The sequence below is a fragment of the Ralstonia pickettii genome (genome assembly GCF_030582395.1).
Classification (GTDB): Bacteria; Pseudomonadota; Gammaproteobacteria; order Burkholderiales; family Burkholderiaceae; genus Ralstonia; species Ralstonia pickettii_D.
Genome location: NZ_CP104382.1, coordinates 551,357 through 574,585, shown reverse-complemented (window position 1 = coordinate 574,585; position 23,229 = coordinate 551,357). Strand labels below are relative to the sequence as shown.

At 65.5% G+C, this 23,229-nt stretch carries 18 protein-coding genes; 9 read left to right on the top strand and 9 right to left on the bottom strand.

Annotated features, from left to right (window positions below):
• Positions 1-9: 9 nt before the first annotated feature.
• The 3 genes from N5B55_RS19340 to N5B55_RS19330 all read right to left on the bottom strand — a co-directional run bounded on the left by N5B55_RS19340 (position 10) and on the right by N5B55_RS19330 (position 2,881).
• Positions 10-591: a Spy/CpxP family protein refolding chaperone gene (locus N5B55_RS19340; RefSeq protein ID WP_304541281.1), complete on the bottom strand. Its 582-nt coding sequence runs from the start codon at positions 589-591 to the stop codon at positions 10-12.
• A 105-nt stretch (positions 592-696) separates the two neighbouring features.
• Positions 697-1,356: a response regulator gene (locus N5B55_RS19335; RefSeq protein WP_065854560.1), complete on the bottom strand. Its 660-nt coding sequence runs from the start codon at positions 1,354-1,356 to the stop codon at positions 697-699.
• Entirely contained in the window at positions 1,340-2,881 is a 1,542-nt protein-coding gene (locus tag N5B55_RS19330) for an ATP-binding protein (RefSeq protein ID WP_304541277.1), read from the bottom strand. The genes N5B55_RS19335 and N5B55_RS19330 overlap by 17 nt, the downstream gene beginning before the upstream one ends.
• A 259-nt stretch (positions 2,882-3,140) precedes the next feature.
• Here N5B55_RS19330 and N5B55_RS19325 point away from each other — a divergent pair, with 259 nt between their 5' ends.
• Both N5B55_RS19325 and N5B55_RS19320 read left to right on the top strand, forming a co-directional pair.
• On the top strand, positions 3,141-3,920 hold the full coding sequence (locus N5B55_RS19325) for an AraC family transcriptional regulator (RefSeq protein WP_304541719.1): 780 nt from the start codon (positions 3,141-3,143) through the stop codon (positions 3,918-3,920).
• A gap of 96 nt (positions 3,921-4,016) precedes the next feature.
• On the top strand, positions 4,017-4,925 hold the full coding sequence (locus N5B55_RS19320; protein WP_304541275.1) for a DMT family transporter: 909 nt from the start codon (positions 4,017-4,019) through the stop codon (positions 4,923-4,925).
• On the opposite strand, the gene N5B55_RS19315 is transcribed toward N5B55_RS19320, so the two are convergent.
• Together N5B55_RS19315 and N5B55_RS19310 are read right to left on the bottom strand one after the other, a co-directional pair.
• On the bottom strand, positions 4,922-6,502 hold the full coding sequence (locus N5B55_RS19315; RefSeq protein ID WP_304541273.1) for a TerC family protein: 1,581 nt from the start codon (positions 6,500-6,502) through the stop codon (positions 4,922-4,924). The genes N5B55_RS19320 and N5B55_RS19315 overlap by 4 nt on opposite strands.
• Positions 6,503-6,625: 123 nt before the next feature.
• A complete protein-coding gene (locus N5B55_RS19310) occupies positions 6,626-8,017 on the bottom strand; it encodes a cytochrome-c peroxidase (protein WP_304541272.1) in 1,392 nt (463 codons plus the stop codon).
• A 274-nt stretch (positions 8,018-8,291) separates the two neighbouring features.
• On the opposite strand from N5B55_RS19310, the gene acpA reads away from it, so the two are divergent.
• Positions 8,292-10,454: an acid phosphatase gene (gene acpA, locus N5B55_RS19305; RefSeq protein ID WP_178962034.1), complete on the top strand. Its 2,163-nt coding sequence runs from the start codon at positions 8,292-8,294 to the stop codon at positions 10,452-10,454.
• 65 nt (positions 10,455-10,519) lie between these two features.
• Here the strand turns inward: acpA and N5B55_RS19300 are convergent, their stop codons facing one another.
• Complete coding sequence (locus N5B55_RS19300; RefSeq protein ID WP_004627468.1) at positions 10,520-10,768, bottom strand: dodecin; 249 nt, start codon at positions 10,766-10,768, stop codon at positions 10,520-10,522.
• Between the two features lie 353 nt (positions 10,769-11,121).
• Between N5B55_RS19300 and N5B55_RS19295 the strand changes: the two genes are divergently transcribed.
• The gene (locus tag N5B55_RS19295; RefSeq protein ID WP_304541265.1) at positions 11,122-11,403 is read left to right on the top strand and encodes a hypothetical protein; all 282 of its coding nucleotides are present in this window, start codon (positions 11,122-11,124) and stop codon (positions 11,401-11,403) included.
• A gap of 16 nt (positions 11,404-11,419) precedes the next feature.
• On the opposite strand, the gene N5B55_RS19290 is transcribed toward N5B55_RS19295, so the two are convergent.
• The gene (locus N5B55_RS19290; protein ID WP_304541263.1) at positions 11,420-11,788 is read right to left on the bottom strand and encodes a DUF3175 domain-containing protein; all 369 of its coding nucleotides are present in this window, start codon (positions 11,786-11,788) and stop codon (positions 11,420-11,422) included.
• Positions 11,789-11,940: 152 nt separating this feature from the next.
• On the opposite strand from N5B55_RS19290, the gene N5B55_RS19285 reads away from it, so the two are divergent.
• The 3 genes from N5B55_RS19285 to N5B55_RS19275 all read left to right on the top strand — a co-directional run bounded on the left by N5B55_RS19285 (position 11,941) and on the right by N5B55_RS19275 (position 18,126).
• A complete protein-coding gene (locus tag N5B55_RS19285) occupies positions 11,941-13,239 on the top strand; it encodes an MFS transporter (RefSeq protein WP_304541261.1) in 1,299 nt (432 codons plus the stop codon).
• Between the two features lie 151 nt (positions 13,240-13,390).
• Positions 13,391-15,427 (top strand): ATP-binding protein, encoded by a 2,037-nt coding sequence (locus tag N5B55_RS19280; protein WP_369812450.1) that lies wholly within the window; start codon positions 13,391-13,393, stop codon positions 15,425-15,427.
• Between the two features lie 269 nt (positions 15,428-15,696).
• Complete coding sequence (locus N5B55_RS19275) at positions 15,697-18,126, top strand: penicillin acylase family protein (protein WP_304541260.1); 2,430 nt, start codon at positions 15,697-15,699, stop codon at positions 18,124-18,126.
• Between the two features lie 333 nt (positions 18,127-18,459).
• Here N5B55_RS19275 and N5B55_RS19270 read toward each other — a convergent pair whose 3' ends face one another.
• Both N5B55_RS19270 and N5B55_RS19265 read right to left on the bottom strand, forming a co-directional pair.
• Positions 18,460-19,386 (bottom strand): sugar kinase, encoded by a 927-nt coding sequence (locus tag N5B55_RS19270; RefSeq protein WP_065854538.1) that lies wholly within the window; start codon positions 19,384-19,386, stop codon positions 18,460-18,462.
• 12 nt (positions 19,387-19,398) lie between these two features.
• Positions 19,399-20,688 carry an amino acid deaminase gene (locus N5B55_RS19265; protein WP_304541257.1) on the bottom strand — a complete coding sequence of 430 codons (1,290 nt, stop codon included), beginning with the start codon at positions 20,686-20,688 and terminating at the stop codon, positions 19,399-19,401.
• 162 nt (positions 20,689-20,850) lie between these two features.
• Between N5B55_RS19265 and N5B55_RS19260 the strand changes: the two genes are divergently transcribed.
• A complete protein-coding gene (locus N5B55_RS19260; protein WP_065854534.1) occupies positions 20,851-21,720 on the top strand; it encodes a MurR/RpiR family transcriptional regulator in 870 nt (289 codons plus the stop codon).
• A gap of 1 nt (position 21,721) precedes the next feature.
• A complete protein-coding gene (locus tag N5B55_RS19255; RefSeq protein WP_304541255.1) occupies positions 21,722-23,218 on the top strand; it encodes an N-acyl-D-amino-acid deacylase family protein in 1,497 nt (498 codons plus the stop codon).
• The last annotated feature ends 11 nt before the right edge of the window (positions 23,219-23,229 follow it).

The window sequence follows — 23,229 nt, the reverse complement described above, 5'->3', positions numbered from 1 at the left end:
CGCTTCTCGTTACATCGCGGCCAATTCCGGCATCGGCGCACCTTCGTTGCGTTCCGGCGGGAGTTCGGCCACACGCTGGGCTTCACGATCGGCGATCTGCTTGCGCTGCTCGGGCGTGAGCACCTGCATGACCTTGGCGCCGGCTTGCGCACGCAGTTGCGCTTCGCGCGCCACGGCGCGGCCCAGCGATTCGGTCAGGCTGCGCGCGCGCGCTTCGTCATACTGGCCCGAAGTCACCATCTGATGCAGATCGCGCCGGGCGTGCTCGATGGCCTTGCGCTGCTCGCGGGCTTCCGGCATCTGCGCATATTCGATGGCGAAGATCTTGTCACGCTGCGCTTCACTCAAGTCCAGGCCGCGCAGGAAAGGCGCGCCACCATGATGGGGGCCCATGCCATGCGGACCGCCTGGGCCCAATGCAGGGCCGGGCCCTCGCCCCATCATGCCGGGGCCATGCGGTGGTATCGACTGCATCGGCTGCATCGGTGAGAGCGGAGCAGCGCCCGGTGCGGCAGTCTGGGCCACCGCGGCACACGAAAGAACAAGCCCGGCAGCAGCAGCGGCCAGGCGGCGGGAAATCGCAGCGGTCATGATGAAGCTCCTGATAAGAACGTCGGCCGGACACGCCAGCCATACGCTTACTGTAGCCATCGACCCTGCAGAGAAAGTGGGCAAACCGTGGAGTTTTCTTGAACCTCAGGCGTCGAGCCGGTAACCGACGCCATAGACGGAATGGATCAGGTCGGTACCGGGGCTCACCTGCTCCATCTTGCGGCGCAGGTTCTTGATGTGGGTATCGACCGTGCGGTCGGTCACGATGCGGTGGTCGTCGTAGATCTGCTCGAGCAGGTGCGAGCGCGACAGAATGCGCCCCGGCGCAGCGGCCAGCGCCGCCAGCAGGCGGAACTCCACCGGCGTGAGGTCGAGGCGCTGCCCGCGCAGCGTGGCGGCATAGGCGGCACCGTCGATCTGCAAGGCGCTTTCCGGCACGCCGCCACCGCGCTGCACACGGCGCAGGATGGTCTTGATGCGCGCCACGAGTTCGCGCGGGCTGAAGGGCTTGCAGACGTAGTCGTCGGCCCCCAGTTCGAGGCCGAGCAGGCGATCGATTTCTTCCACGCGCGCCGTCACCATGACGATGGGCACCTCGCTAAAGGCACGCACCTCTCGGCAGATTTCCAGGCCGTCCTTGCCAGGCAGCATCAGGTCCAGCAGCACGAGTTCGGGCGCCGTCTCGCGAACGCGCTGCGTCGCGTGCGTGCCCTCTGCAAGCCACTCGGTCTCGTAGTGAGCGGCACGCAGATAGTCGGTCATCAATGCAGCCAGCTTGGGTTCGTCTTCAATGATCAGAATCATGGTCGGCTAGCGGATCAAGCACATCAAGAACAGGCAGGCGGATGGCGATCCACAGCCCGCCCAACGGCGAATGTCTGGCTTCAATCGTGCCTGCATGCGCGGCAACGATGGTCTGGCACAGGCTCAAGCCCAGGCCTGCCCCACCCTGCGCCCGGCTGCGTGAGGCGTCCACGCGGAACAGTCGGTCGAAGATGCGCGGCAGCATCGCCTCGGGCACGCCTGGCGCGCTGTCCTGCACATCAATCTGCTGCCAACCGCCTTCCTGATGGACATGCACGCGCAGCGTGCCGCCGGCGTCGGTATAGCGCAGGGTGTTTTCCAGCAGGTTCTGCATGACCTGCCGCAGGCGCTGCGCGTCGCCTTTGACCATCGTGGCATGCGACGGCGCGGCCGGCACGTCCAGTTGCAGCGCGATGCGCTTTTCCATCAGGCGCGGCGTGAAGCCCTGCACGGCGCTGCACACGGTATCGGCCAGGTCGAGCGGCTCCATGTGGAAGGCCAGCGCGCCCACGTCTGCCAGCGAGAGTTCATACAAGTCGTCGATGAGCTTGTTGAGCGTCGACACCTCCGCCTGCAACGACGCGAGCGAGGTGGCCGTCAGCGGGCGCACGCCGTCTTCCAGCGCTTCGAGTTCGCCGCGCAGCACGGCCAGCGGCGTGCGCAGTTCATGCGAAATATCGGCCGTGAGCTGGCGACGCATCTTCTGGTTGGTCTCCAGCGATGCGGCAAGGTGGTTGAAATCCGCCGCCAGCTCGCCGAGTTCATCGCGTGAATGGACGTCGACGCGGGTGGCGTAGTCGCCGTCGGCCATGCGGCGCGCGGCATCTGTCAGGCGACGCATCGGGGCCAACAGACCGCGTGCGAGCAGCACCGCCACCAGCGCCGCCAGCAGGACGGAGAGGCCTGCGATGATCCACGTGGCGCGCAACTGCTGCGCCTGGAAGGCCTGATCCGCACCCTCGGGCACGCGCATGCGCGGCGGCATGGCCAGCCAGCCGACGGTCTGGCCGTTGTGGCGGAGTTCCTTCCAACGCGCATTGGGCCCCAGCGGCGGCCCGTCGCCAATGATGACGCTGCGCTGGGCATCCAGCAGCCAGATCGGCGAATGAGGCGTCGGCGGCTCGCCGGGCCGGTGCGGCGGCATGCGGCCTGCGGTGGGCGGACCGGGCGGCGGCGCGTCTTTGTCCATGCCGGGCGGAATCGGATCGAAGCGATGGCCCGGCGGCAGCTCGAAGCGGTCGGCGCCCATGCCGTTGGCGCGTGCCCGGGCACCTTCACGGCGGAGCAGGCGGAACCACGCGATTCGATCGTCGCGCAGGAAATCCCAGCTGCCGTGCTGCGTGTACGCCGCCTCCACGACTTGCGCGAGCGAGGCCATGCGCTCAGCCTCGCGCGCATTCACGTAGTCGAGAAAGTTGGCGTCGAACCGCCAGCGCACCGCCGCGCCCATGGCGAGCGCAACGACGATGCTCAGCATGAACAACGCAACGAACAGCTTGGAGGTGATACCGAAAGACGGGCGCATGGATCAGTCAGGGGCTGCAGGTCGCCGCCGGCGGGAGCTTCCCGCGCTGCCCGGCAGCAGGCTCGGCCCCATCTTAGCGGGCGCGCTGCCGCAGAAAGCGCCAGCATACCAACCGCATGTGGGCAAAAAATGAGCGAAATGCGAAGAAAGCGTATGCTGCTGCCACGCTGCACACCCGTATTCGCGCACCCCCTGTCACAAGGAACTGCCCTTGCCCAGCCGGCCGGCCAACCTCGCGTTTTCGATGCATCGCTGCGCCATGCGCGGCGTGGAAGCCGTTGCCGCAGATTCCGGCCACACTTTCCCGCGCCATACGCACGGCCAGTTCGGCATCGGGATCATGGATCGCGGGGCGCAGAAATCCTTCAGCGGACGCGGCACCGTGGAAGCCGGTGCGGGCGACGTCATCACGGTCAACCCGTTTGAAGTGCACGATGGCACACCCATCGGCGATACCGGCCGCGCATGGCGCATGCTTTACCTCGACGCCGGCGTGGTCGCCGAGTTGGCAATGGATCTGCACCCCGGCCACCACGGCGACGCTGAATTTGACCGCCCGGTCATCCATGACGCCGATCTTGCACCACGCATGCGACTGCTGTTTGCGCAGATGACGGCGCCCGCCCCACAAAGCGATGCACTGCTGCGTGAGCAGCTGCTGCTGTCCGTCCTTGCAGACGCGCTATACGCCGCCCGCGACCGCACCAGCACCGACCCCGACGCAGCGCCCGACGCCATTCGCCTCGCCCGCACCCGCATCGATGACGACCCGGCGGCCGCCATCTCCCTGCTCGACCTCGCGCATGAGACAGGCCTGAGCCGCTTCCAGGTATTGCGTGGCTTTGCCCGCGTCACGGGTCTCACGCCTCACGCCTATCAGGTGCAGCGTCGCGTGGCCCTGGCACGCCGGCTCATCGCCCAAGGCCAGCCGTTGGCGGAAGTTGCCGCCGCCTGCGGCTTTGCCGATCAGAGCCACATGACGCGGCAGTTCGTCCGCAAGTACGGCGTGTCCCCGGGCATGGTGGCGGCGGCGCGGTAGCTGCATCCCACAGCCCCCCCTCCGCTGCAATTTCGTTCAAGACGCACGCATCGCGTAGGCCCATCCTGCGGCTTCCACCCACGCAGGGGATGCGCTATGTCCAAACGACTCGAAGGTTGTCTCTACCTCGCCCTGGCGATGGTGCTGGTCGGCAGCACCGTGGCGGCCAGCAAGATCATCGCGGCGGGCCTGCCGCCATTTACAGCGACAGCGTTGCGCTTTGCGATGGCGCTGCCGCTGTTCCTGCTCATCATGCGCATGACCCGCACGGGCTGGCCTGCGCTCGCACGCAGGGATTGGGCGCTGCTTTTCGTGCAGGCGGCTGCCGGCAGCGTGGGCTATACGACGCTCCTCATTTCGGGGCTGCAGCATACGTCGGCCGCGGATGCGGGCGTCATCATCGGCACGCTGCCGGTCATGTCGGCGTTGATCGCCATCGTGCTGCTGGGCGAACGGCCCGGCCGCGCGGTGCTGGGGGCGATCGCGCTTGCCACCGCCGGCGTGCTGGCCATCGCCCTGCAGCCACGCGGCGATGCAGCACATCCGCTGCTGGGCAATCTGATGGTGATGGGCGCCGTGGTGTGCGAGGGGCTCTTCATCCTGCTCAACAAGCGACTGCGCACGCCGGTGCCGCCGCTTGCGCTGTCGGCATTGATGAGCGCATTCGGCTTGCTGACGGCGCTGCTGCCCGCGCTGTGGGAGGCGCCGTGGCAGGTGCACGCATCGGCGCAGGCAACGCACGCGCTGATGGCGGTGGCGTATTACGCCATCGTGCCGACGGTCGGCGGTTTTGTGCTTTGGTATGCCGGGGCCGCACGCGTGAGCGGTGCGGAGGCATCGTTGTTCACCGCACTGGCGCCTGTGGCAGCGGTGGTCTTTGCTGCAGCGCTACTCGGCGAGGCGGTCAGCGCGCGCCAGGTCGGTGGCATTGCGTGCGTGCTGGCGGGTGTGCTCAGCCTTGGTTTGGCGCGTGCGCCACGGCCGGTCACATCAACGACGACTTAGGCTTCCGCCTCGGGCGTCGTCACGTCTTCCATGCGCTCGATGCGCACGCGCACGATGCGGCGGCTGCCGGCTTCCAGGATCACGAAGCGCAAGTCGTGGCGCACCAGCGTATCGCCCACTTCTGGCAGGCGGTCCCACTGGTTGAACAGGTAGCCGCCCAGGCTCGTGGCGCCGCCGCCTTCGTCGAGCAGCCACTCGACATGCAGGACATCTTCGAGCTGGCGCAGGTCGGCCTCGCCAGCCACTTCCCAGCAGCCATCGCTGACTTCCACCACGCCGGGGCGTTCGTCTTCATCGGGGAATTCACCGGCAATGGCCTCAAGCACGTCGATGGGCGTCACCACGCCTTGCACCACATCCAGCGGATCGGTCACCACCAGCATGCGCCCGCGCGCACGCTTGAGCTGATCCATCAGGCGGAGGATGCCGATGTTGTCGGACACCTTGAGCGCAGGCTTCACGCTGCGGTCTACGTCGATGGAGCCACGGGTGTCGAGATCGCCCATCAGGTCTTTGGCGCGCGCAACGCCCACCAGGTCATCCAGCCCGCCGCGGCAGACCGGAAACTGGTTGTGCGGCACGGCCAGCAGCAACTTGCGCGTCACGGCCGCATCGGCATCCAGGTCCACCCACGAGATATCGTGGCGCGGCGTCATGATCGAACGCACCGAACGCTCGGCCAGGTCGAGCACGCCGCTGACCATGCTCCGCTCTTCGGGGCGAAAGACGGTCTCGGGTACGGACTGGCCGGCATCGTGCGAGGCAGCCTCGTGCGATTCGGACTCGGCCGGCGCGCCACGGCGGTCGCCCAGCAGGCTCAGCACCGCGTCAGCGGTACGCTCGCGCAGCGGGCGGCGGCGCTCGTAGCGCACGGTATTGCGCTGAGCCATCTGGTTGAAGAATTCGATCAGGATCGAGAAGCCGATGGCTGCATACAGATAGCCCTTCGGAATATGAAAGCCCAGGCCCTCGGCCACGAGCGAGAAACCGATCATGAGCAGGAAGCTCAGGCACAACACCACCACCGTGCGATGCGCGTTGACGAAATTCGTCAACGGCCGTGAGGCAAACAGCATGGCGCCCATCGCAACCACCACGGCGGCCATCATCACCGGCAAGTCGTTAACCATGCCCACGGCGGTGATGACCGAGTCGATGGAGAACACTGCATCGAGAATCACCACCTGCGCGATCACGTTCCAGAACTTGCCATGACCGGTGCCGTGGCTTTCGTCCTGCGGCTGGCCGTCCAGACGTTCGTGCAGTTCGGACGTGGCCTTGAACAACAGGAAGAAGCCGCCCAGCAGCAGGATGATCGATCGGCCCGACAGATCGACCGGCCCCAGGGTGAGCAACGGCTTGGTCAGCCCAATCAGCCACGACATGGCAGCCAGCAACACCATGCGCATGAGCAAAGCCAGGCCGAGACCGATCATCCGCGCGCGATCGCGCAGCGCCGGGGGCAGCTTGTTGACGAGGATGGCAATGAAAACGAGGTTGTCGATGCCGAGAACAATCTCGAGCACCACCAGGGTAAACAGGCCAATCCAGATGGACGGGTCAGCAAGCCAGGTCATAGCGGGAAGTAGGAGACAGCAGAAAGACGATCCGCCGATGATAACCGCAGCGCACGCACGGCCTTGCGCGAATCCGTCGCAAGGTGTTGCAACAAACGGGCCGCGGGGCTTGGATTGCGAGGCTCAGCGCTGTGCGACGCGGCTGCCGCCTTGGCTGCCGGCTCGCGTCGCCCGCACGGGGCGATAGCCGTCGGTGAGCGTCTTCAGGAACGCAACGATGTCGCGCACGTCGGCCTCGGACAGCACAGGCTTGTCGCCCGGCTTGCCGCCAAACGGCGGCTCCATGTTGACGTTGCCGCGGTACTGGGGCGGCAGGTCGTCGAACTTGTCGACCGTGCCGTCTGGCTTGCGCGGATACCACTTCTGCGGCTGTGTGTCGCGCTGGGCGTAGAAGCGCACCGCGTCTTCCAGCGAATGGATGGCGCCGTTATGGAAGAAGGTCTTGCGCAGCGCCACGTTGCGCAGCGACGGCGTGCGGAAGCGGCCGCAATAGTCCGTGCGGTCTTTGAGATCTGTCCGGTCGGGGCCGCACAGGCCCAGGTCGAAGAAGTTCGGATCCGCATTGGCGGCCAGCGCGCGATTGCGTGGCACGCCCAACGCAATGTGGCCGAAATCGGTGAAAGCGGGGAACGCCCCATCCTGCTTGATCGCGCTCACATGGCACGACGCGCAATTGCCCTTGGCCGGATCGGCAAACGCCTGCAGGCCCCGCATCTCTTGCGCCGACAGCTTGACCTGCTTGCGCAAGAACGCGTCGTATTTGCTGTCGTACGGATAGAACTCGGAGGGCGTTTCCTGGAAGACCTCCAGTGCCATCAACGCGGCCCGGAAGGCGGTGTCTTCGTTGTCGAGGATGTCGTTGCCGAATACCTGGCGGAACGTCTGCGCGTGGCGGCCGTTGCGCAGCTTGCCCACGACGGTGGCCTGCGTGCCATTGGCCATCTCGTGGCCCGACAGCAGCGGGATGCGCGCCTGGTCGTGCGTGGACGATACACGGCCGTCCCAGGTGTAGCCGCCCGTCGGGCCCTGATCTTCCGAGTCGTTGCCGTCGTTCTCGTAGAAATGTTCGGTAAACGATGGCACGTTCTGCAGATAGCGCAATGACGGCGCGGCACGCACGCCCGTCTTGTTCATGCCAGTGCCGCCCAATTGCACCGACAGATCGTTTGGAGGGCCGTAGGCATGCGTCGGGCTATGGCAGCTGGCGCAGGCCTGCTTGCCCGAGGCAGACAGGGCTGGATCGAAGAACAGCGCCTTGCCAAGCGCCGCCATTGCAGGCACCGACGGACGCCGCGTAGCCATCATGGTGTAGAAGGCTTTTTCGTAGGCCGGGGCCGCTGCGGGCTTTGCGCGCGCCGCCGTCGATGGCGCCACCGCTGTCGCTGCCGAAGCCGCCACGGTCGCGGCATGGGCCGCAGGATCGCCCCGCCCGCACCCGCTCAACGCGACGACCACGCCGGCAAGCGCCGATACGGCGATCACGCGAAACGTTGCAGCGGGCAGTACACGGGACATTTTCGACAGGCGGGATTTTGGCAGCCTTGCAACTTAGCACGGCCGCCATGACACTTTGATGTCGTCAAACGTCTGTCACGTCAGCCCTTGGAGATGACCCGTGGTGGCAAATGTCTTCAAACGTTCGGTGGTCCCCCTGCTCATCCTGATGATGGTTATCACGCTGAACTGGAGCGAAATGCGCTCCACGCCTGCGTTTTCATCATCAACTTGTCACACACGAAGCACAGACTCCGGCTCGCTTTCGCCCCCCACACAACAATCCAGGGAAATCATGAGCCGAGCGTTCCGTCTTCTGCCGCTGACCGCATTGGTCGCGGCCAGCATGTCTGCCTGTGGTGGCAGTGATTCGAACAGCAGCGCGTCTGCGTCCACCTCGGGCGTGGTGACGGGCAGCTACTTCGAGCACGCCAAGGTCTGCATCGACACCAACAACAACGGCAAGTGCGATTCGGGTGAGGCCAGCACCTATACCGATGCCAATGGCGCGTACACGCTGCCGGGCACAGGCGCGATCACGGTGGAAATCGGTACGGACGCATTCCGCAACGACCCGGACACGGGCGCACACACGGCCATCACGCAGCCGCTGGTGTTCCGCGCGCCAGCCGGTGCGAATGCGGTCGTCAGCGCCATCTCGACTGAGCTGGCGAGCCTGATGGACAGCAACGGCGGCGACATCAACGCTGCCAAGACGGCCCTCGCCGCGCGCCTGGGCGTGACGATCGACAAGCTGCTGGAAGACCACAACAAGGAAACCGACGCCGGCACCAAGGCTGCGCTGCAGGCTGAAATCGAGCAGGCAATCGCGCTGATCGCCGATGCCGTCGCCAATGGCGGCGACTTCGGCAAGACCATCCGCGACGGCGTGGCCAAGCGCATGGCACTGACCAACAACGTCAAGACGATCGTGGTGATCTACGCAGAAAACCGCGGTTTCGACAACCTGTACGGCCTGTTCCCGGGCGCCAACGGCATCCCCGGCGTGAACCAGACTTCGACAGGCACCGCCGTTGCGCAGAAGGACTTTGACGGCTCAGTGCTGCCGACGCTCCCGCCGACCTGGGGTGGTGTGACCGCAGCCGGCCAGAGCGTGCAGATCACGCAAGCGTCCACGGCCAACATGCCGAACCAGATGTTCCAGATCGACAGCGCCTCGGGCTTCGGCAGCACGGGCACGGTGGTCGGCCAGAACGTCATCACGCGTGACCTCTGGCACCGCTTCTATCAGAACCAGATGCAGATCAACGGCGGCAAGAACGACAAGTTCGCCGCCTTTGCCGATGCCGGCGGCCTGACCATGGGCTACTACGACGGCAGCAAGATGGCCATGTGGAACATCGCCAAGCAATACACGCTGGCGGACAACTTCTTCATGGGCGCCTTCGGCGGTTCGTTCCTGAACCACCAATACCTGGTCTGCGCATGCGCTCCGATCTACCCGAACGCCGCCACCTCGCCGGCCAAGGGCAGTATCGCCAATGTCAAGACGAATGCAGACGGCAGCCCGACGCTCATCCCGGCGGCAAGCTCGGTGATGGCCGGTGCGCCGACCTCATACGCAGGCGCTGGCGACGATGGCAACCCCACGAAGGACGGCAGCCTGACGCCGGTCGACAGCAACGGCAACTCGTACGCCGTCAACACGATGCAGCCGCCGTACCAGCCGTCGGGCAACGCCGTGGCAAGCGGCAACGCAGCCTATGCTGACCCGACCAAGGCGTCGACGATGCCGACGCAGTCGACCACCAACATCGGTGACCTGCTGACCGCCCGTGGCGTGGACTGGGCCTGGTACGCCGGCGCCTGGAACGCGGCCATCGCCGACGCTCCGAACGCCACGCGCAGCGTGATCTACAGCGGCTCGATCCAGTTCCAGCCGCACCACCAGCCGTTCAACTACTTCAGCCGCTTCGACCCTGCCACCGCCACCGGCGCAGCCGAGCGTGCGGCCCACCTGCGCGACTACGACGCTGCCTTCCTGCAGGACGCAGCCGCAGGCAAGCTGCCCGCCGTCACGTTCTACAAGCCGCAAGGCAACCTGAACCAGCACCCGGGCTACGCCAACGTGGCCGACGGCGACGCGCACATCGCGAACGTGATCGCCCAGCTGCAGAAGAGCCCGCAGTGGAAGAACATGGTGATCGTCGTGACGTATGACGAAAACGGCGGTTTCTACGACCACGCAACGGTGCCGAAGGCCGACCGCTGGGGCCCGGGCACGCGTATCCCGGCGATCATCGTCTCGCCGTTTGCCAAGAAGGGTTTTGTTGACCACACCCAGTACGACACGGCTTCGGTGCTGCGCTTGATCACGCACCGCTTCGACCTGCCGACGCTGCCGGGTATCAAGCAACGTGACGCCGCGCTCGTCTCCAACGGCAACAAGCCGATGGGTGACCTGACCAACGCGCTGGATTTCACGCAGGCGCAGTAACGCTGCAACGCAGTCCTCGTGAAAAAGGCGGCCGGAGCAATCCGGGCCGCCTTTTTCTTCACCCGCTATTTGCCCTTCTTCTTGCCGGCAGGCTTTTCGCTTTCCAGCGTCTCCAGCCGCATCCCGACCTTGAGCGTCACCTGCCAATGCGCGATCTTGCCGTCGACGAGATGGCCACGCGTTTCCAGGACTTCGAACCAATCCAGATGGTTGAGCGTTTCGCTTGCCCGCGCGATGGCATTGCGTACCGCCGCATCGCTGGACTCGGGAGAAGAGCCGACCAGCTCGATCAACTTGTAGGTATGGGAACCCATATTGCCTCCTTATTGGCATGGTTGGAACGTCGGCAGGGGTGCCTGCATGGCGCGGTGTGCATGTGCTTGGTCGATGCGCGCGGCATGGCACTTACCAGAATGGCACCTGTCCCCCCGCCTTGATAGCCCGGATTTGCACGGGGCCGAAAATTCCTGGCAGTTAATTGCGTTTAACAAGCTGACAAATCTCGTCAACTGACCGACGCGCGACGTCAAACCTCCGTGCATGCCACGCGCCTGATCCCTGGCGATGTGCCACTTTTCGGGCGGTCGTACGCTGCGGCCGCGGCAAACCTGGCTGGTACGGAACCTGCGTTGCCGTGCATACCCGTGTCCCCCGAAGAGGAGGCGCCATGCGCCACCCCGAACAACAAGCATCCGCCTCGTACTCACAGCTGCCGGCCGTGCCGCCCGCGCCGCCGGCCTCGCACGATTCCGCCCGACTGCTCGCCGAGACCATCCCGTTCAATATTGAACGCGGCGGCCGAAGCATCGAGGCGACCTACTCGACCCGCAACGGCATCGTCACCGTCAAATACCGGGGCAAGACGCTCTCCACCTATTCGCCGCAGGGCGACGAGGCCAACTACAAGGCGGTCGCCCGCCAGCTGCTCAGTGTCATGCTGAGCATCTAAGCAATACCGCTCTGCCTCAATGCCGGGCTTTGGCTGTGCTGGGCGCGGGCCGGCCGAACTCGGCACGCAGCGCATCCTTGGCACGTTCGAGAATCCGGCGCCGCCCGGCGCTGAGATTGTGCCCAGCCCGATTGATATAAAACGTCAGCATTGACATGGCCGACTGGAATGCCGTCCCCTTGCGCCGCCGGCTGTGCTCGGCCGATGCCTTGAGCGAAGCCGCAATCCGCGCGGGACTGCGCGACTTGAAGATCTCCGGTTGGACGTCCAGTGCGTCGCTGGTCTCCATCACATGGTGCGACCACCGGCGGGACTTGGGCTTGGCCTCCGATTTGGCCTCCAATTTGGCCTGCGACGGTTTCGACCGGGTGCGATGCGTGGCCATGATGAAATCTCCTGTAACGATGTACCGGCAGTTCCGCAAGCCGCGTACCTGTGCGGGCCGCTGCAGAGAGCGGACTTCCGTTACGATGACGGTGGCTTCACGCCTTCTTTCCGCCCCCTTCATTGACCGCCGGGTTCCGGCGCATATCCAACGTGTCTGGCGACGCCGGTTTTTCCCCCGCTTCCTCTTCCGCATCTGCGCAAACGCTGTCGCACGCACCGTTCTCCTATCCCGCGTTCAGGCTCTTCTGGTGTGCCAGACTGTCCACCACGTTCGCGTATCAGATGTCCGGGGTGGCCGTCGGCTGGCAAATCTACGACCTGACGCGCAGCGCCTATGTGCTGGGGCTGGTCGGACTGGCGCAGTTTCTGCCGTCGGTGGTGCTGGTGCTGGCCTCCGGCCATATTGCGGACCACTACGACCGGCGGTACGTCGTGCGCGCCTGTCAGGCCATCGAGGCGCTGGTCGCGCTTGCGCTGGCCGTCATGGCCGCGAATGGGCATGCCGGCGTGCAGGCCATCTTCCTGTGTGTGGTGGTGATTGGCGCAATGCGCGCGTTCGAAACGCCGACGCTGCAAGCGCTGTTGCCGACGCTGGTGCCCCTGCAAGCATTGCCGCGGGCGGTGGCGCTGTCCAGTTCGGCCGGGCAGACCGGCGTCATTCTGGGGCCGGCGCTGGGTGGTCTTCTGTACTTGGCCGGCGCGCCCGTGGTGTATGCCACGGCAGCCGGGCTGTTTCTGCTCGCGCACGTGCTGCTGGCGCTGGTGCGGATGGAACGCGCAGCGCCCGTCAGCACGCCGGTGAGCCTCGAATCGCTGTTTGCCGGCATCGCGTTCATCAAGGGGCGGCCGGTGGTGCTGGGCGCCATCTCGCTCGATCTCTTTGCCGTGCTGCTCGGCGGCGCGACGGCGCTGTTGCCGATCTATGCGCGCGATATTCTCGGCACCGGCGCATGGGGGCTGGGGCTGCTGCGCTCGGCACCGGCGGTAGGGGCACTGGGCATGGCGCTGTTTCTGGCGCACCGTCCGCTGGATCGGCATGTTGGGCGGGTCATGTTTGCTGCCGTGGCGGTATTCGGGTTCGCGACGCTGGTGTTCGGGGTGTCGCGCTGGCTGCCGCTGTCGATGCTGGCGCTGGTGCTGTTGGGCGCTTCGGACATGATCAGTGTGGTGATCCGCACTTCGCTGGTGCAGCTCGATACGCCCGATGCCATGCGTGGGCGCGTGAGCGCCGTCAATTCCGTGTTCGTGGGCGCCTCCAACCAGTTGGGCGAGTTCGAATCGGGCATGCTGGCCGGATTGCTTGGGCCGGTGGCCTCGGTGGTGATTGGCGGCCTGGGCACCCTATTGGTGGTGGCCGCCTGGATGCGGCTGTTCCCCGCGCTGACGCAGCGCGACCGCATGCGCGATCCGCACCCGGAACCTGCCGGACACCCCTCGTCAGGGGGATAAACCCGTCAAGCCGCGCCGCTACTGGCCTGAGCAAGAATCCGGCGCTGTCTTGCAAGCATGTCAGCGAAACCCCGATGGCACCGCTGGCGAGCAATTCGTATCCTGAGTCACCTTTGGCCGCTTTGCTCTCTGCCCGGTGCTGCACCCGACTGTGACGTCCATTCCGCGCCCCTCGTCCCACCCGTCGGATACGCGTGCTGCCGATCCCGCCCGGCTGGCAGACCCAGGGCCGTTCAGCGCCAACGGGTTCAACGCTGCGCCGGCCATCCGCCCTTCGGCATGGCTGGTCGCGATTGGTGCGGCCGCAGTCGGAACGATCGGGTGCGTACTGCTCGAATCGGCGGTGGGTATCCATCTGCCGTTTTATCTCGCGTTTCCGGTGGTGACGATTGCCGCGTGGTATGGCGGCTTCTGGCCGGGCATGCTCGCCATCGTCTCTTATGCGGGGCTGTTCATGGCGCTGTCCGCCCTGCAAAGCTGGCCTGCCGCCGTGCCGCTTACGTCGGTCCAGTTGACGGTGTTTGGAATCGGCGCGCTGCTCATCTGCGCTCTGTGCGAGCAGTTGCGCCGCGCCCGCGCCGGGGCTGAACGTCGCGCGCGGGCCGAAACCTTGCAACGCCTGTCGCAGCAACGCCTGCTGGCCGCGCTGCAGGCCTCGCCCATTTCGCTCTACGACGTCGACAACACGATGCACTTCACGTGGGTGCACAACCCCGTGTTCGGCCTGCAGCCCGAGCAGTTGCTGGGACGGACGGTGCGCGAAGTGTTCGGCCGCCGCGCCGCGTCGCGCCTGACCGAAGCCGGCCAGCGCGTCATCGCAACCGGCACGCCTACGCGCGTGGAATTTGCGTTCCGGCGGCGCCATACGCAGCGCGTGGTCTACGACGTGGTCGTCATGCCGCTGCGCGATGACACCGGCGAGATCATCGGCCTGACAAACGCCGTGATCGACATCAGTGAGCGCCGCCAGGCCGAGGCTCGCCGCACGCAGCTGCTGGAAGCCGAATCCCGCGCCCGCGAAGAGGCCGAGCGCGCCAGCCGCCTGAAAGACGACTTCCTGGCGACCGTCAGCCACGAGTTGCGCACGCCGCTCAATGCGGTACTGGGCTGGGCGCAACTGCTGAGCATGCGTGCCTACGATGAAGCGATGTTCAAGCGCGGCATTGAAGCCATCGAGCGGAGCGCCCGCACGCAGGTCCATTTGATCGACGACTTGCTCGACATGTCGGCCATCCTGTCGGGCAAGGTCCCGCTGGAGGTTGGCCCCGTGGACCTGGCCGATGTGCTGGAACGCGCGCGCGAGACGATCGAGCCGATGGCGCGCCAGAAGAACATCACCATCGATACCGAATTCCTGCCCGTGCCGATGCTGCAAGGCGATGCCGGGCGCCTGAAGCAGGTGTTCTGGAACCTGCTGGCCAACGCCGTCAAGTTCACCCCCGAAGGCGGACACATCCGGCTGTCGGTGCACCCGTCGCCCGAGGGCGTGGTCGCGACCGTGCGCGATACCGGCATCGGCATCGAGCCGGCCTTCCTGCCGCATATCTTCGACCGCTTCCAGCAGGCTGACCTGTCCAACACGCGCCGCCACGGCGGTCTCGGCCTGGGGTTGGCGATTGCCAAGCAACTCGTCGAGCTGCATCACGGCCGTATCACTGCCGCAAGCAGCGGCGCAGACCGTGGCACCACCATGGCGGTGTCGTTGCCGCTGCACGCCGCCCAGCCGGGCGAGCAGGCGAACCGCACGCCGGGCCTGGTGGCAGGGACGGGCATGCCGACGTTGGACGGTATCCGCGTGCTGGCGGTGGATGACAACCCTGAATCGCTCGGCGTCATCGCGCTGATGTTGGAGCGTTACGGTGCCGAGGTGGTCACGGTATCCAGCGGAGCAGCCGCGCTCGATGCGCTGGAAGAAGCAGCCGCCAACGCCTATCCCTTCGACGCGCTGGTCAGCGACCTCGCCATGCCCGGCATGGACGGCATGCAGCTTGTGCGGGCCGTGCGTGAACGCGGTTTGACCGACCTGCCCGCCATCGCCGTGACGGCCTTTGCCGATCCGATACGGCTGAAGGCGGCGAAGGAAGCCGGTTACCAATCTGTCATCACCAAGCCGATCTTCCCGGGTGAGCTGGGCCACGTGCTGGCCGCCAATGTGCATCGCAAGACGGGGCCTGAAACGCTGGCATGACGCACGGGCAGCCATGCCTGGACGGAATGGTTGACCGAACAAAAATCATTGGCGCAGGCGATTGCGCGTCCGCATACTCATCAGCCTGTGCCGATCGGTGGGCATCTCTCCCCTAGCAGTAGCCAGCACCCGCTCGCTCGATCGGCCAGCTTGCCCTTCCCAATCAACCGTGCCCGCGGTTGCCTGCTGTATCCATAAGAACGCCGGAAACCTCCTGCCCCGTTTGGGCTGCGGTGGCATTCCAGGCGCAGAGAGGAGACTGCATCGCCATGCCCATCCGTTCCCTTCCCATTCTGCTGTCTGCCGTTGCACTCGGGTTTTCCGCGCAGGCCGTAGCCAAAGACGCGCCCACATCTGCCACCCAGACCATCGCCGTACCCGGCCTGTCAAAGCCCGCCGATATCCTCATCGACCGCTGGGGCGTGCCGCACATCTACGCCAAGAGCGAAGACGACGGCTTCTTCGCGCAAGGCTTCAATGCCGCGCGCGACCGCCTGTTCCAGATCGACCTCTGGCGCCGCCGGGGCCTGGGGCAGCTTTCGGAAGTGTTCGGCCCCGCCTATGTCGAACAGGATCGCGCAACGCGGCTGTTCCTCTATCGCGGTGACATGCAGGTCGAATGGAATCATTACAGCCCTGACGCGCAGCGCATTGCCACGCGCTTCGTCGCCGGCATCAACGCGTATGTCGACTGGCTGGCAAAGCATCCAGACCAGATGCCGTTCGAGTTCCGCAAGCTTAACTACGCACCCGCGCACTGGGCGCCCGAAGACGTGGTGCGCATCCGCAGCCACGGCCTGACGCGCAATCTGCAATCGGAAGTCGCACGGGCCAACGTGGCCTGCAAGGCCAACCTCGCCGACGACACCATCCGTTTCGGCCTGCAGCCCGCCTGGCAAACCCAGTTGCCCGAAGGCCTGGACCCATGCCTGCCGAAGGATCTGCTGAAAGTCTTCACACTGGCCACGCAAGGCGTGAAACTCACGCCGGAATCGCTCAAGGGGGTAGACGTCGACAGCACGCGCGTTGCGGCCGCAGCCAACCTCGAAGAGACGATGGAGGGCAGCAACAACTGGGTGATCGCACCGGGCAAGTCCACCACCGGCCGCGCCGTGATGGCCAACGATCCGCACCGCGCGTATTCGGCACCCAGCCTGCGCTACATCGCCCATATCAGCACACCCACGCTCGACATCATCGGCGCCGGAGAGCCCTCGCTGCCGGCCGTGTCGATCGGGCATAACGGGCATGTCGCGTTCGGCCTGACCATCTTCAACATCGACCAGGAAGATCTTTACGTCTACGAGCTGAACCCCGCCAACAACACCGAATACCGCTACAACGGCGGCTGGGAGCCCTTGAGCGTGCTGCACGAAACCGTGAAGGTGCGCGGCGGTGAACCCCGGCCCGTCGACCTGACCTTCACGCGCCACGGCCCCGTCATCTACATCGATGCCGAAAAGCACCGCGCGTATGCGGTGCGCTCCGCGTGGCTGTCGCCAGGCATGTCGCCGTATTTCGGCTCGGTCGGCTACATGCGTGCACGCAGCTTCGCGCAGTTCAAGCAATCGATGATGAACTGGGGCGCCCCCACCGAAAACCAGGTCTATGCCGACACGAAGGGCAACATCGGCTGGGTGCCGGGCGGCCTCGCCCCGATCCGCCCGAACTGGGACGGCCTGCTGCCGGTGCCCGGCGACGGCCGCTACGAATGGGCCGGTTTCTGGCGCGGCGATCAACTGCCCAGCAGCTACAACCCGAAGTCAGGCTACTTCACCTCGTCCAACGAGATGAACCTGCCGCCGGATTACCCGTACCGCGAGCGCAAACTCGGCTTTGAGTGGACCAATGGTTCGCGCCACGCTCGCATTGATGAAGTGCTGGCCAGGCTCGACAAGGTGTCGATCGAAGATTCGATGCGCCTGCAGAACGACATGGTGTCGATCCCGGCGCGCAGGCTGATGGCCCTGCTGGCGCCGCTGTCGTCCAACGACGCCGACACCCAAGCCGCGCTCAACCTGTTCAAGGGTTGGAACGCAACCATGCTGGCGGATTCTCCGCAGGCCGCGCTGCATGAGGTCTGGTTCACCCACCACCTGGGCCGCGCGTTCAAGAATGCCGTGCTTTCCAAGGCCGGCGCCGAGGCAATGGGCGCGCCCGACACCGACGTCATGCTCGACACGCTGGAACACCCGCAAGGCAGCGAACGCAAATTCGGCGAAGACCCGCAACAAGCCGCCGCCAAACGCGATGCCGTGCTGCGCGACAGCCTGAAGAATGCGTGGACCGACATGGTCAAGCGCCAGGGCCCGAATCCGCAAGCGTGGAACTGGGGCCAGCTGCACCACAACCTGAACGCCCATCCGTTCGCCGCCATCGTCGACGAGGCCACCCGCGCCAAGCTCAACGTCGGCCCCACGCCCGAAGGTGGTAGCCCCTACACGCCTAACCAATCGACGTATCGCACGAGCGATTTCCTGCAGACCAACGGCCCGTCGTTCCGCACGGTGGTTGACGTCGGCAACTGGGACAACTCCCGCGCCGTCAACCTCCCCGGCCAGTCCGGCAACCCCGACAGCCCGCACTACCGCGACCTGGCACCGCTGTGGCTCAAGGGCGAATACTTCCCGCTGCTGTATTCACGCAAGGCGGTAGAAGCCGCGACCGAGTCGCGCGTGCACCTGGTGCCGGGGAAGTAAGCACACGATGAGCAAAAAGAAAACGCCACCGCAAGTCACGCGGTGGCGTTTTTCTTTATCCAACCAGCCCACACCTGGGTACCAACACAGGCACACGACGGTTTGGCCGTACCCTGCCCTAGATGGCGCCTTGGATTTTTGTCGCGGGGAGGAAAAAGGAAGGAGCCCTGTTTGAGCGCAGCGAGTTTGGCTCCTTCCCCTCCCCGTGACACAAATCCAAGGAAGGGGTCGCCATCTCGGGCGCGCCTTTCTTTGCTTACTTTCTTTGGCAAGACAAAGAAAGTGAGTCAGCCCCGGCAGGGGATAAAACACCAGCGCACCAACAACATCCATTCAGGCAGTCTGCGTGGACGCCAACACCGCCCGCACCACCTCCGCCCGGGGAATCGGTGCCACAGCGCTATACCCCGTCGTAGAAATCGCAGCCGCCACATTGGCATACCGCGCCGCCTCTACCGGCGAATCTCCGGCAACAATCCGCGCCACAAACGACCCGCCGAAGCAATCGCCCGCGCCAGTCGCATCAATTGCATTGACCGTATGACGCGGCACCAGCGTACGGGACTCCGGTGTGGCCACGTAGCAGCCTTCCGCGCCCATCTTCAGCGCGACCAGCTTCACGCCCCAGCCGAGCAGCGTATCGACAATGCCGTCGCGGTCATGGCAATCGAGCAGCACAGTCACGTCATCCCAACTCGGCAGGCACAGATCGCACGTGCGCATCGCTTCCTGCATCACGGCACGGGCACGCGCCAGCGGCCACAGGCGCAAGCGCAGGTTGGTGTCGAACGAGACGAGCACACCCGCCGCCCGCGCATGCGCCATCGCTGCCAAACCCGCGTCGCATGCGGTGTCGCTGATCGCCAGGCTGATGCCCGACAGGTGAAACGCCTTGGCCGCCGCAATTGCCTGCAGCGGCAGTTGGGCGGTCTGGAAGCGGCTCGCGGCCGAGCCTGCGCGCAGATAGTCAAAGTGATGGCCACGCGCGTCGTGCGAAACGAAGTACACGCCCGTGGGCGCGTGCGTATCGGTATGCACGTAGGTGTGGTCCACGCCCTCGTCCTGCCACAGCGCGCGCAGCGCCTTGCCGAAGCGGTCGGCGCCCACCGCGCTGATGTAGCCCGTGCGTGCGCCCTGCCGTGCCGCGGCGATGCAGAAGTTCGACGTATCGCCGCCGAAACCGAAATTCCACGACGTGCTGCCGGGATCCGCCTGGTTGAACTCGATCAGCGCTTCGCCATAGGCGAGGATGTCTGCCATGGGCGGCCCCGCTCAGAAATAGGTCTGCACGACGTCAACCACGTTGTACGCATCGTCGACCACCGGAATCTGGCGCCACTTGTCGAACGTGAGGCACGGGTGCGAGATGTCGAAGGCGATCATGTCGCCGACCTTGATGTCGTCGCCGGGGGCGATCTTCAGGTAGGCGTGCTGATCCATCATGCCGGTGACTTCCCAGTGCGCCGGCGTAGCCGACGGCGTAGCCGACGGCGTCTTGTCGCCCGGCCGGAAATGCAGCACAGGCAGCGGCAGGCCGGCGTCGAATGCAGCATCACGCTTGCCCATTGCGATGATGGCGCGCTCAGCTTCCGGCACCGATTGCACATAGGCCCAGAGCTGGAGCGCCGGCAGCAGGCTCGAACGCATCTTGTGCGCGATCGGGTTGTTGGCGTCGATACGGGCCTGCGCCGCGCGGTAGATGCCGACATCGTGCGTCAGGTAGCAGCCCGGGCGCAGCACGACATCCAGCGGCTGGCCGATATTGGCCTTGGCGAACTCTTCGGCCACCACGTCGTACCAGGCCGAACCCGCGCCAGTCAGCACGGCTGGCGTGCGCTGCAGGCGCCCGCCCTTTGCAAGGTCACCCATCACCTTGACCGCGCGCTGCAGGAAGCTGCGGATATCCGTTTCTTCCTTGATCACGCCTTCATAGACTTCGACACCTGCCAGCTTGACGGCACCATCGGCACGCGTGAGCGCATCGAGCACCGATTGCAGTTGCGCATCGTCGCGCACGCCCGTGCGGCCGCCTTGCACTCCCAGTTCGATCAGCACCTGGATCGGGCACCCCGCCTTACCGAAGAAGGCTGCAAGCTGATCGACCTGATCCGCTGCATCCACCAAGCAGAAAAACTCGAACGTCGGATCGGCCAGCAACTCGGCGAGGATCGCCATGTTGCGCTTGCCGACCAGCTGGTTGGCCATCAGCACGCGACGCACGCCGTGGGCATACGCAATGCGCGTCTGGTGCGCCGTTGCCAGCGTGATGCCCCACGCACCGCCAGCCAACTGGCGTTGGAACAGGCGCGGCGCCATCGTCGTCTTGCCATGCGGTGCAAGCTTGGCGCCGTATTCGCTCACGAAGCGCTGCATCCACGCCAGGTTGTGTTCCACGCGGGATTGCGAGAGCACGGCTGCGGGCAGGTTCAAGTCTTCGTTCAACACATTCCAGCGCTGGGCAGCAATCTGCTCTGGCGCGCATGCGGCTTCCAACGCACCCAAGCCCTTGTCGAGCGGGTTGACGGCAGCGTTGGCGTCTCCTTGGTACTTTGTATCACTCATGGGAATCGACTCGTGTTCCTTTGGGGGTAAACATCGGGTTGACACAATGATAGCGGCGAAACTATTCTCCGGGCCAGCCTGTTACAAAGTACCAAAGCACTCTCAAAGCCGCTATCCGGACGACTACCGGGGGCCAGAATGCGAGACCCTAAGCCCGACCCGATGCGTGAACCGATGGACATCGTGACCCGACTCTCCCAGCGTGCCGCTGAACTGCGCCCCGCCGAGCAGAAGGTCGCGCAAACCGTCCTGAGCGACATTGCAGAAGCTGCGGCCGGCAGCATCCAGACGCTCGCGGAGCGTGCCGGCGTGAGCGAGGCAAGCGTCACCCGTTTCGCCAAGGCGATGGGCTGCCGCGACGTGCGCGAGCTCAAGCTCAAACTAGCGCAGGCAGCCGCAGTCGGCCAGCGCTTTCTGGATGGCGGCGCGGACCGCCCCCCATCCAGCGCAGACGGCATCCTGGCCGACATCAGCAACGTGCTGGAGGCCAATCGCGCCCTGGTGCAGCCGGAGGCATTCCGCGCCGCGGCGGTCGCACTGGTGGCGGCGCGCATGATTGCCGTGTTCGGCATGGGCGGCGGCTCGACCACCATGGCCGACGAAATGCGCTACCGGCTCGCCCGCCTGGGACGGCCGGTCACCACCTATCATGATTCGATGCTGCAGCGGATGGTCGCGGCCACGCTCAGTCCGGACGATGTGGTGGTCGTGTTTTCCGTGACCGGCCACGTGCCGGAGGTGATCGACAGCGTGACCATCGCGCGCGAGTACGGCGCCCGGATCGTCGCCATCACGGCCAAGGGCTCGCCCCTGGCGGCGCTGGCCGATGTCTTGCTGCCGATCCAGGCCATGGAAACCGATTTCATCTTCAAGCCGTCGTCATCGCGCTACGCCATGATGATGATGATCGACCTGCTGGCCACCGAGGTCGCGCTGCAGCAGTCCGATCGCAGCAAAGAGCTTTTACGGCGCATCAAGTACGTGCTCGATGCGCATCGCGGCGGCGGCAATCGCCAGCCGCTCGGAGATTGACATGCAGCAGTACGACACCGTCATCCGTCAGGTCCGCATTGTCGACGGCAGCGGCCACGACCCCGAGGCCACGCTGTTCGACGTGGCCATTACCGACGGCCGCATCACCGCCATTGCCACATCCGACTCCACCGCCTGGCTGGGGAACGAGGAAATCGCCGGCGACGGCCGCGCCCTTGCCCCGGGCTTCATCGACGTGCATACGCACGACGACACCAACGTGATCCGCACGCCCGACATGCTGTGCAAGGTGTCGCAGGGCATTACGACTGTGATCGTGGGCAACTGCGGCATCAGCGCGTCGCCCGCAACGCTCAAGGGCGACCCGCCCGATCCGATGAACCTGCTGGGGCCTGCCAGCGCGTTTGCGTACCCGACCTTCGCCTCGTACGTGAACGCCGTCGAACGCGCGCAACCGGCTGTGAACGTTGCCGCGCTGGTCGGGCACACGGCACTGCGCAATAACCATCTGGACCGTCTCGACCGCCCCGCCACCGCTGGCGAGGTTGAAGGCATGCGCGCGCAGTTGCGCGAGGCGCTTGCCCACGGCGCGCTCGGCCTGTCGACAGGTCTGGCCTACGCCAACGCCTTTGCGTCGACCACCGAAGAAGTGATGGGCCTGGCGGAGCCGCTGGCCGAAGCTGGCGCGATCTACACGACGCATCTGCGTACAGAATTTGCGGCGATTCTCGATGCGATGGACGAGGCGTACCGCGTCGGCAAACATGCGCGCGTGCCGGTCGTGATCTCACACCTGAAATGCGCGGGCGCTGCAAACTGGGGCCGCGCGGGCGAGGTGCTGGAATCCATCGAAGGTGCACAGCGCTATCAGCCGGTGGGTTGCGACTGCTACCCATACACCGCAAGCTCGTCCACGTTGGACCTCAAGCAGGTGACGGACGAATTCGACATCTTCATCACGTGGTCGGAGCCGGAAGCGGGCATGGCCGGACAGACGCTCAAGGAAATTGCTGCCGCGTGGGGCACCGACCTGATGGACGCGGCGCGCCGCCTGCAGCCGGCGGGCGCTGTCTACCACAACATGTCGGCGCAAGACCTGGACCGCATCATCACGCACCCCGCTACCGTCATCGGCTCCGACGGCCTGCCGAACGATCCGAAACCGCACCCGCGTCTTTGGGGCGCCTTCCCGCGCGTGCTGGGCTACTACAGCCGGGAACGCAAGCTGCTGTCGCTGGCAGCGGCCGTGCGCAAGATGACGGGCCAGTCCGCCGAGCGCTTCGGCCTGACCGAACGCGGCCTGGTGCGCGAGGGCTACTGGGCCGATCTCGTACTGTTCGACCCCGAAACCGTACGCGATGTCGCCACCTTTACCGACCCGCAGCAACCGGCGACGGGCATTGCGGCGGTGTGGGTGAACGGCCATCTGTCGTATCAGGGCGGCGCCGCGCAGCCCGCCGTGCGAACACCCGGCGCGGGTCGCTTCCTCAAGCGCGGCCCGCGTGCGCCTGCAACGGCGTGCACCGAAACTCACTGAATCCAAGTTTT

What these genes read in the sequence shown, in the direction of transcription:
- N5B55_RS19300 (WP_004627468.1), bottom strand. Translation starts at nt 10,768, where the DNA reads ATGGGTTCCCATACCTACAAGTTGATCGAGCTGGTCGGCTCTTCTCCC.
- N5B55_RS19335 (WP_065854560.1), bottom strand. Translation starts at nt 1,356, where the DNA reads ATGATTCTGATCATTGAAGACGAACCCAAGCTGGCTGCATTGATGACC.
- N5B55_RS19325 (WP_304541719.1), top strand. Translation starts at nt 3,141, where the DNA reads ATGCGCGGCGTGGAAGCCGTTGCCGCAGATTCCGGCCACACTTTCCCG.
- N5B55_RS19295 (WP_304541265.1), top strand. Translation starts at nt 11,122, where the DNA reads ATGCGCCACCCCGAACAACAAGCATCCGCCTCGTACTCACAGCTGCCG.
- N5B55_RS19270 (WP_065854538.1), bottom strand. Translation starts at nt 19,386, where the DNA reads ATGGCAGACATCCTCGCCTATGGCGAAGCGCTGATCGAGTTCAACCAG.
- N5B55_RS19340 (WP_304541281.1), bottom strand. Translation starts at nt 591, where the DNA reads ATGACCGCTGCGATTTCCCGCCGCCTGGCCGCTGCTGCTGCCGGGCTT.
- acpA (WP_178962034.1), top strand. Translation starts at nt 8,292, where the DNA reads ATGAGCCGAGCGTTCCGTCTTCTGCCGCTGACCGCATTGGTCGCGGCC.
- N5B55_RS19275 (WP_304541260.1), top strand. Translation starts at nt 15,697, where the DNA reads ATGCCCATCCGTTCCCTTCCCATTCTGCTGTCTGCCGTTGCACTCGGG.
- N5B55_RS19310 (WP_304541272.1), bottom strand. Translation starts at nt 8,017, where the DNA reads ATGTCCCGTGTACTGCCCGCTGCAACGTTTCGCGTGATCGCCGTATCG.
- N5B55_RS19260 (WP_065854534.1), top strand. Translation starts at nt 20,851, where the DNA reads ATGCGTGAACCGATGGACATCGTGACCCGACTCTCCCAGCGTGCCGCT.
- N5B55_RS19315 (WP_304541273.1), bottom strand. Translation starts at nt 6,502, where the DNA reads ATGACCTGGCTTGCTGACCCGTCCATCTGGATTGGCCTGTTTACCCTG.
- N5B55_RS19255 (WP_304541255.1), top strand. Translation starts at nt 21,722, where the DNA reads ATGCAGCAGTACGACACCGTCATCCGTCAGGTCCGCATTGTCGACGGC.
- N5B55_RS19265 (WP_304541257.1), bottom strand. Translation starts at nt 20,688, where the DNA reads ATGAGTGATACAAAGTACCAAGGAGACGCCAACGCTGCCGTCAACCCG.
- N5B55_RS19290 (WP_304541263.1), bottom strand. Translation starts at nt 11,788, where the DNA reads ATGGCCACGCATCGCACCCGGTCGAAACCGTCGCAGGCCAAATTGGAG.
- N5B55_RS19320 (WP_304541275.1), top strand. Translation starts at nt 4,017, where the DNA reads ATGTCCAAACGACTCGAAGGTTGTCTCTACCTCGCCCTGGCGATGGTG.
- N5B55_RS19330 (WP_304541277.1), bottom strand. Translation starts at nt 2,881, where the DNA reads ATGCGCCCGTCTTTCGGTATCACCTCCAAGCTGTTCGTTGCGTTGTTC.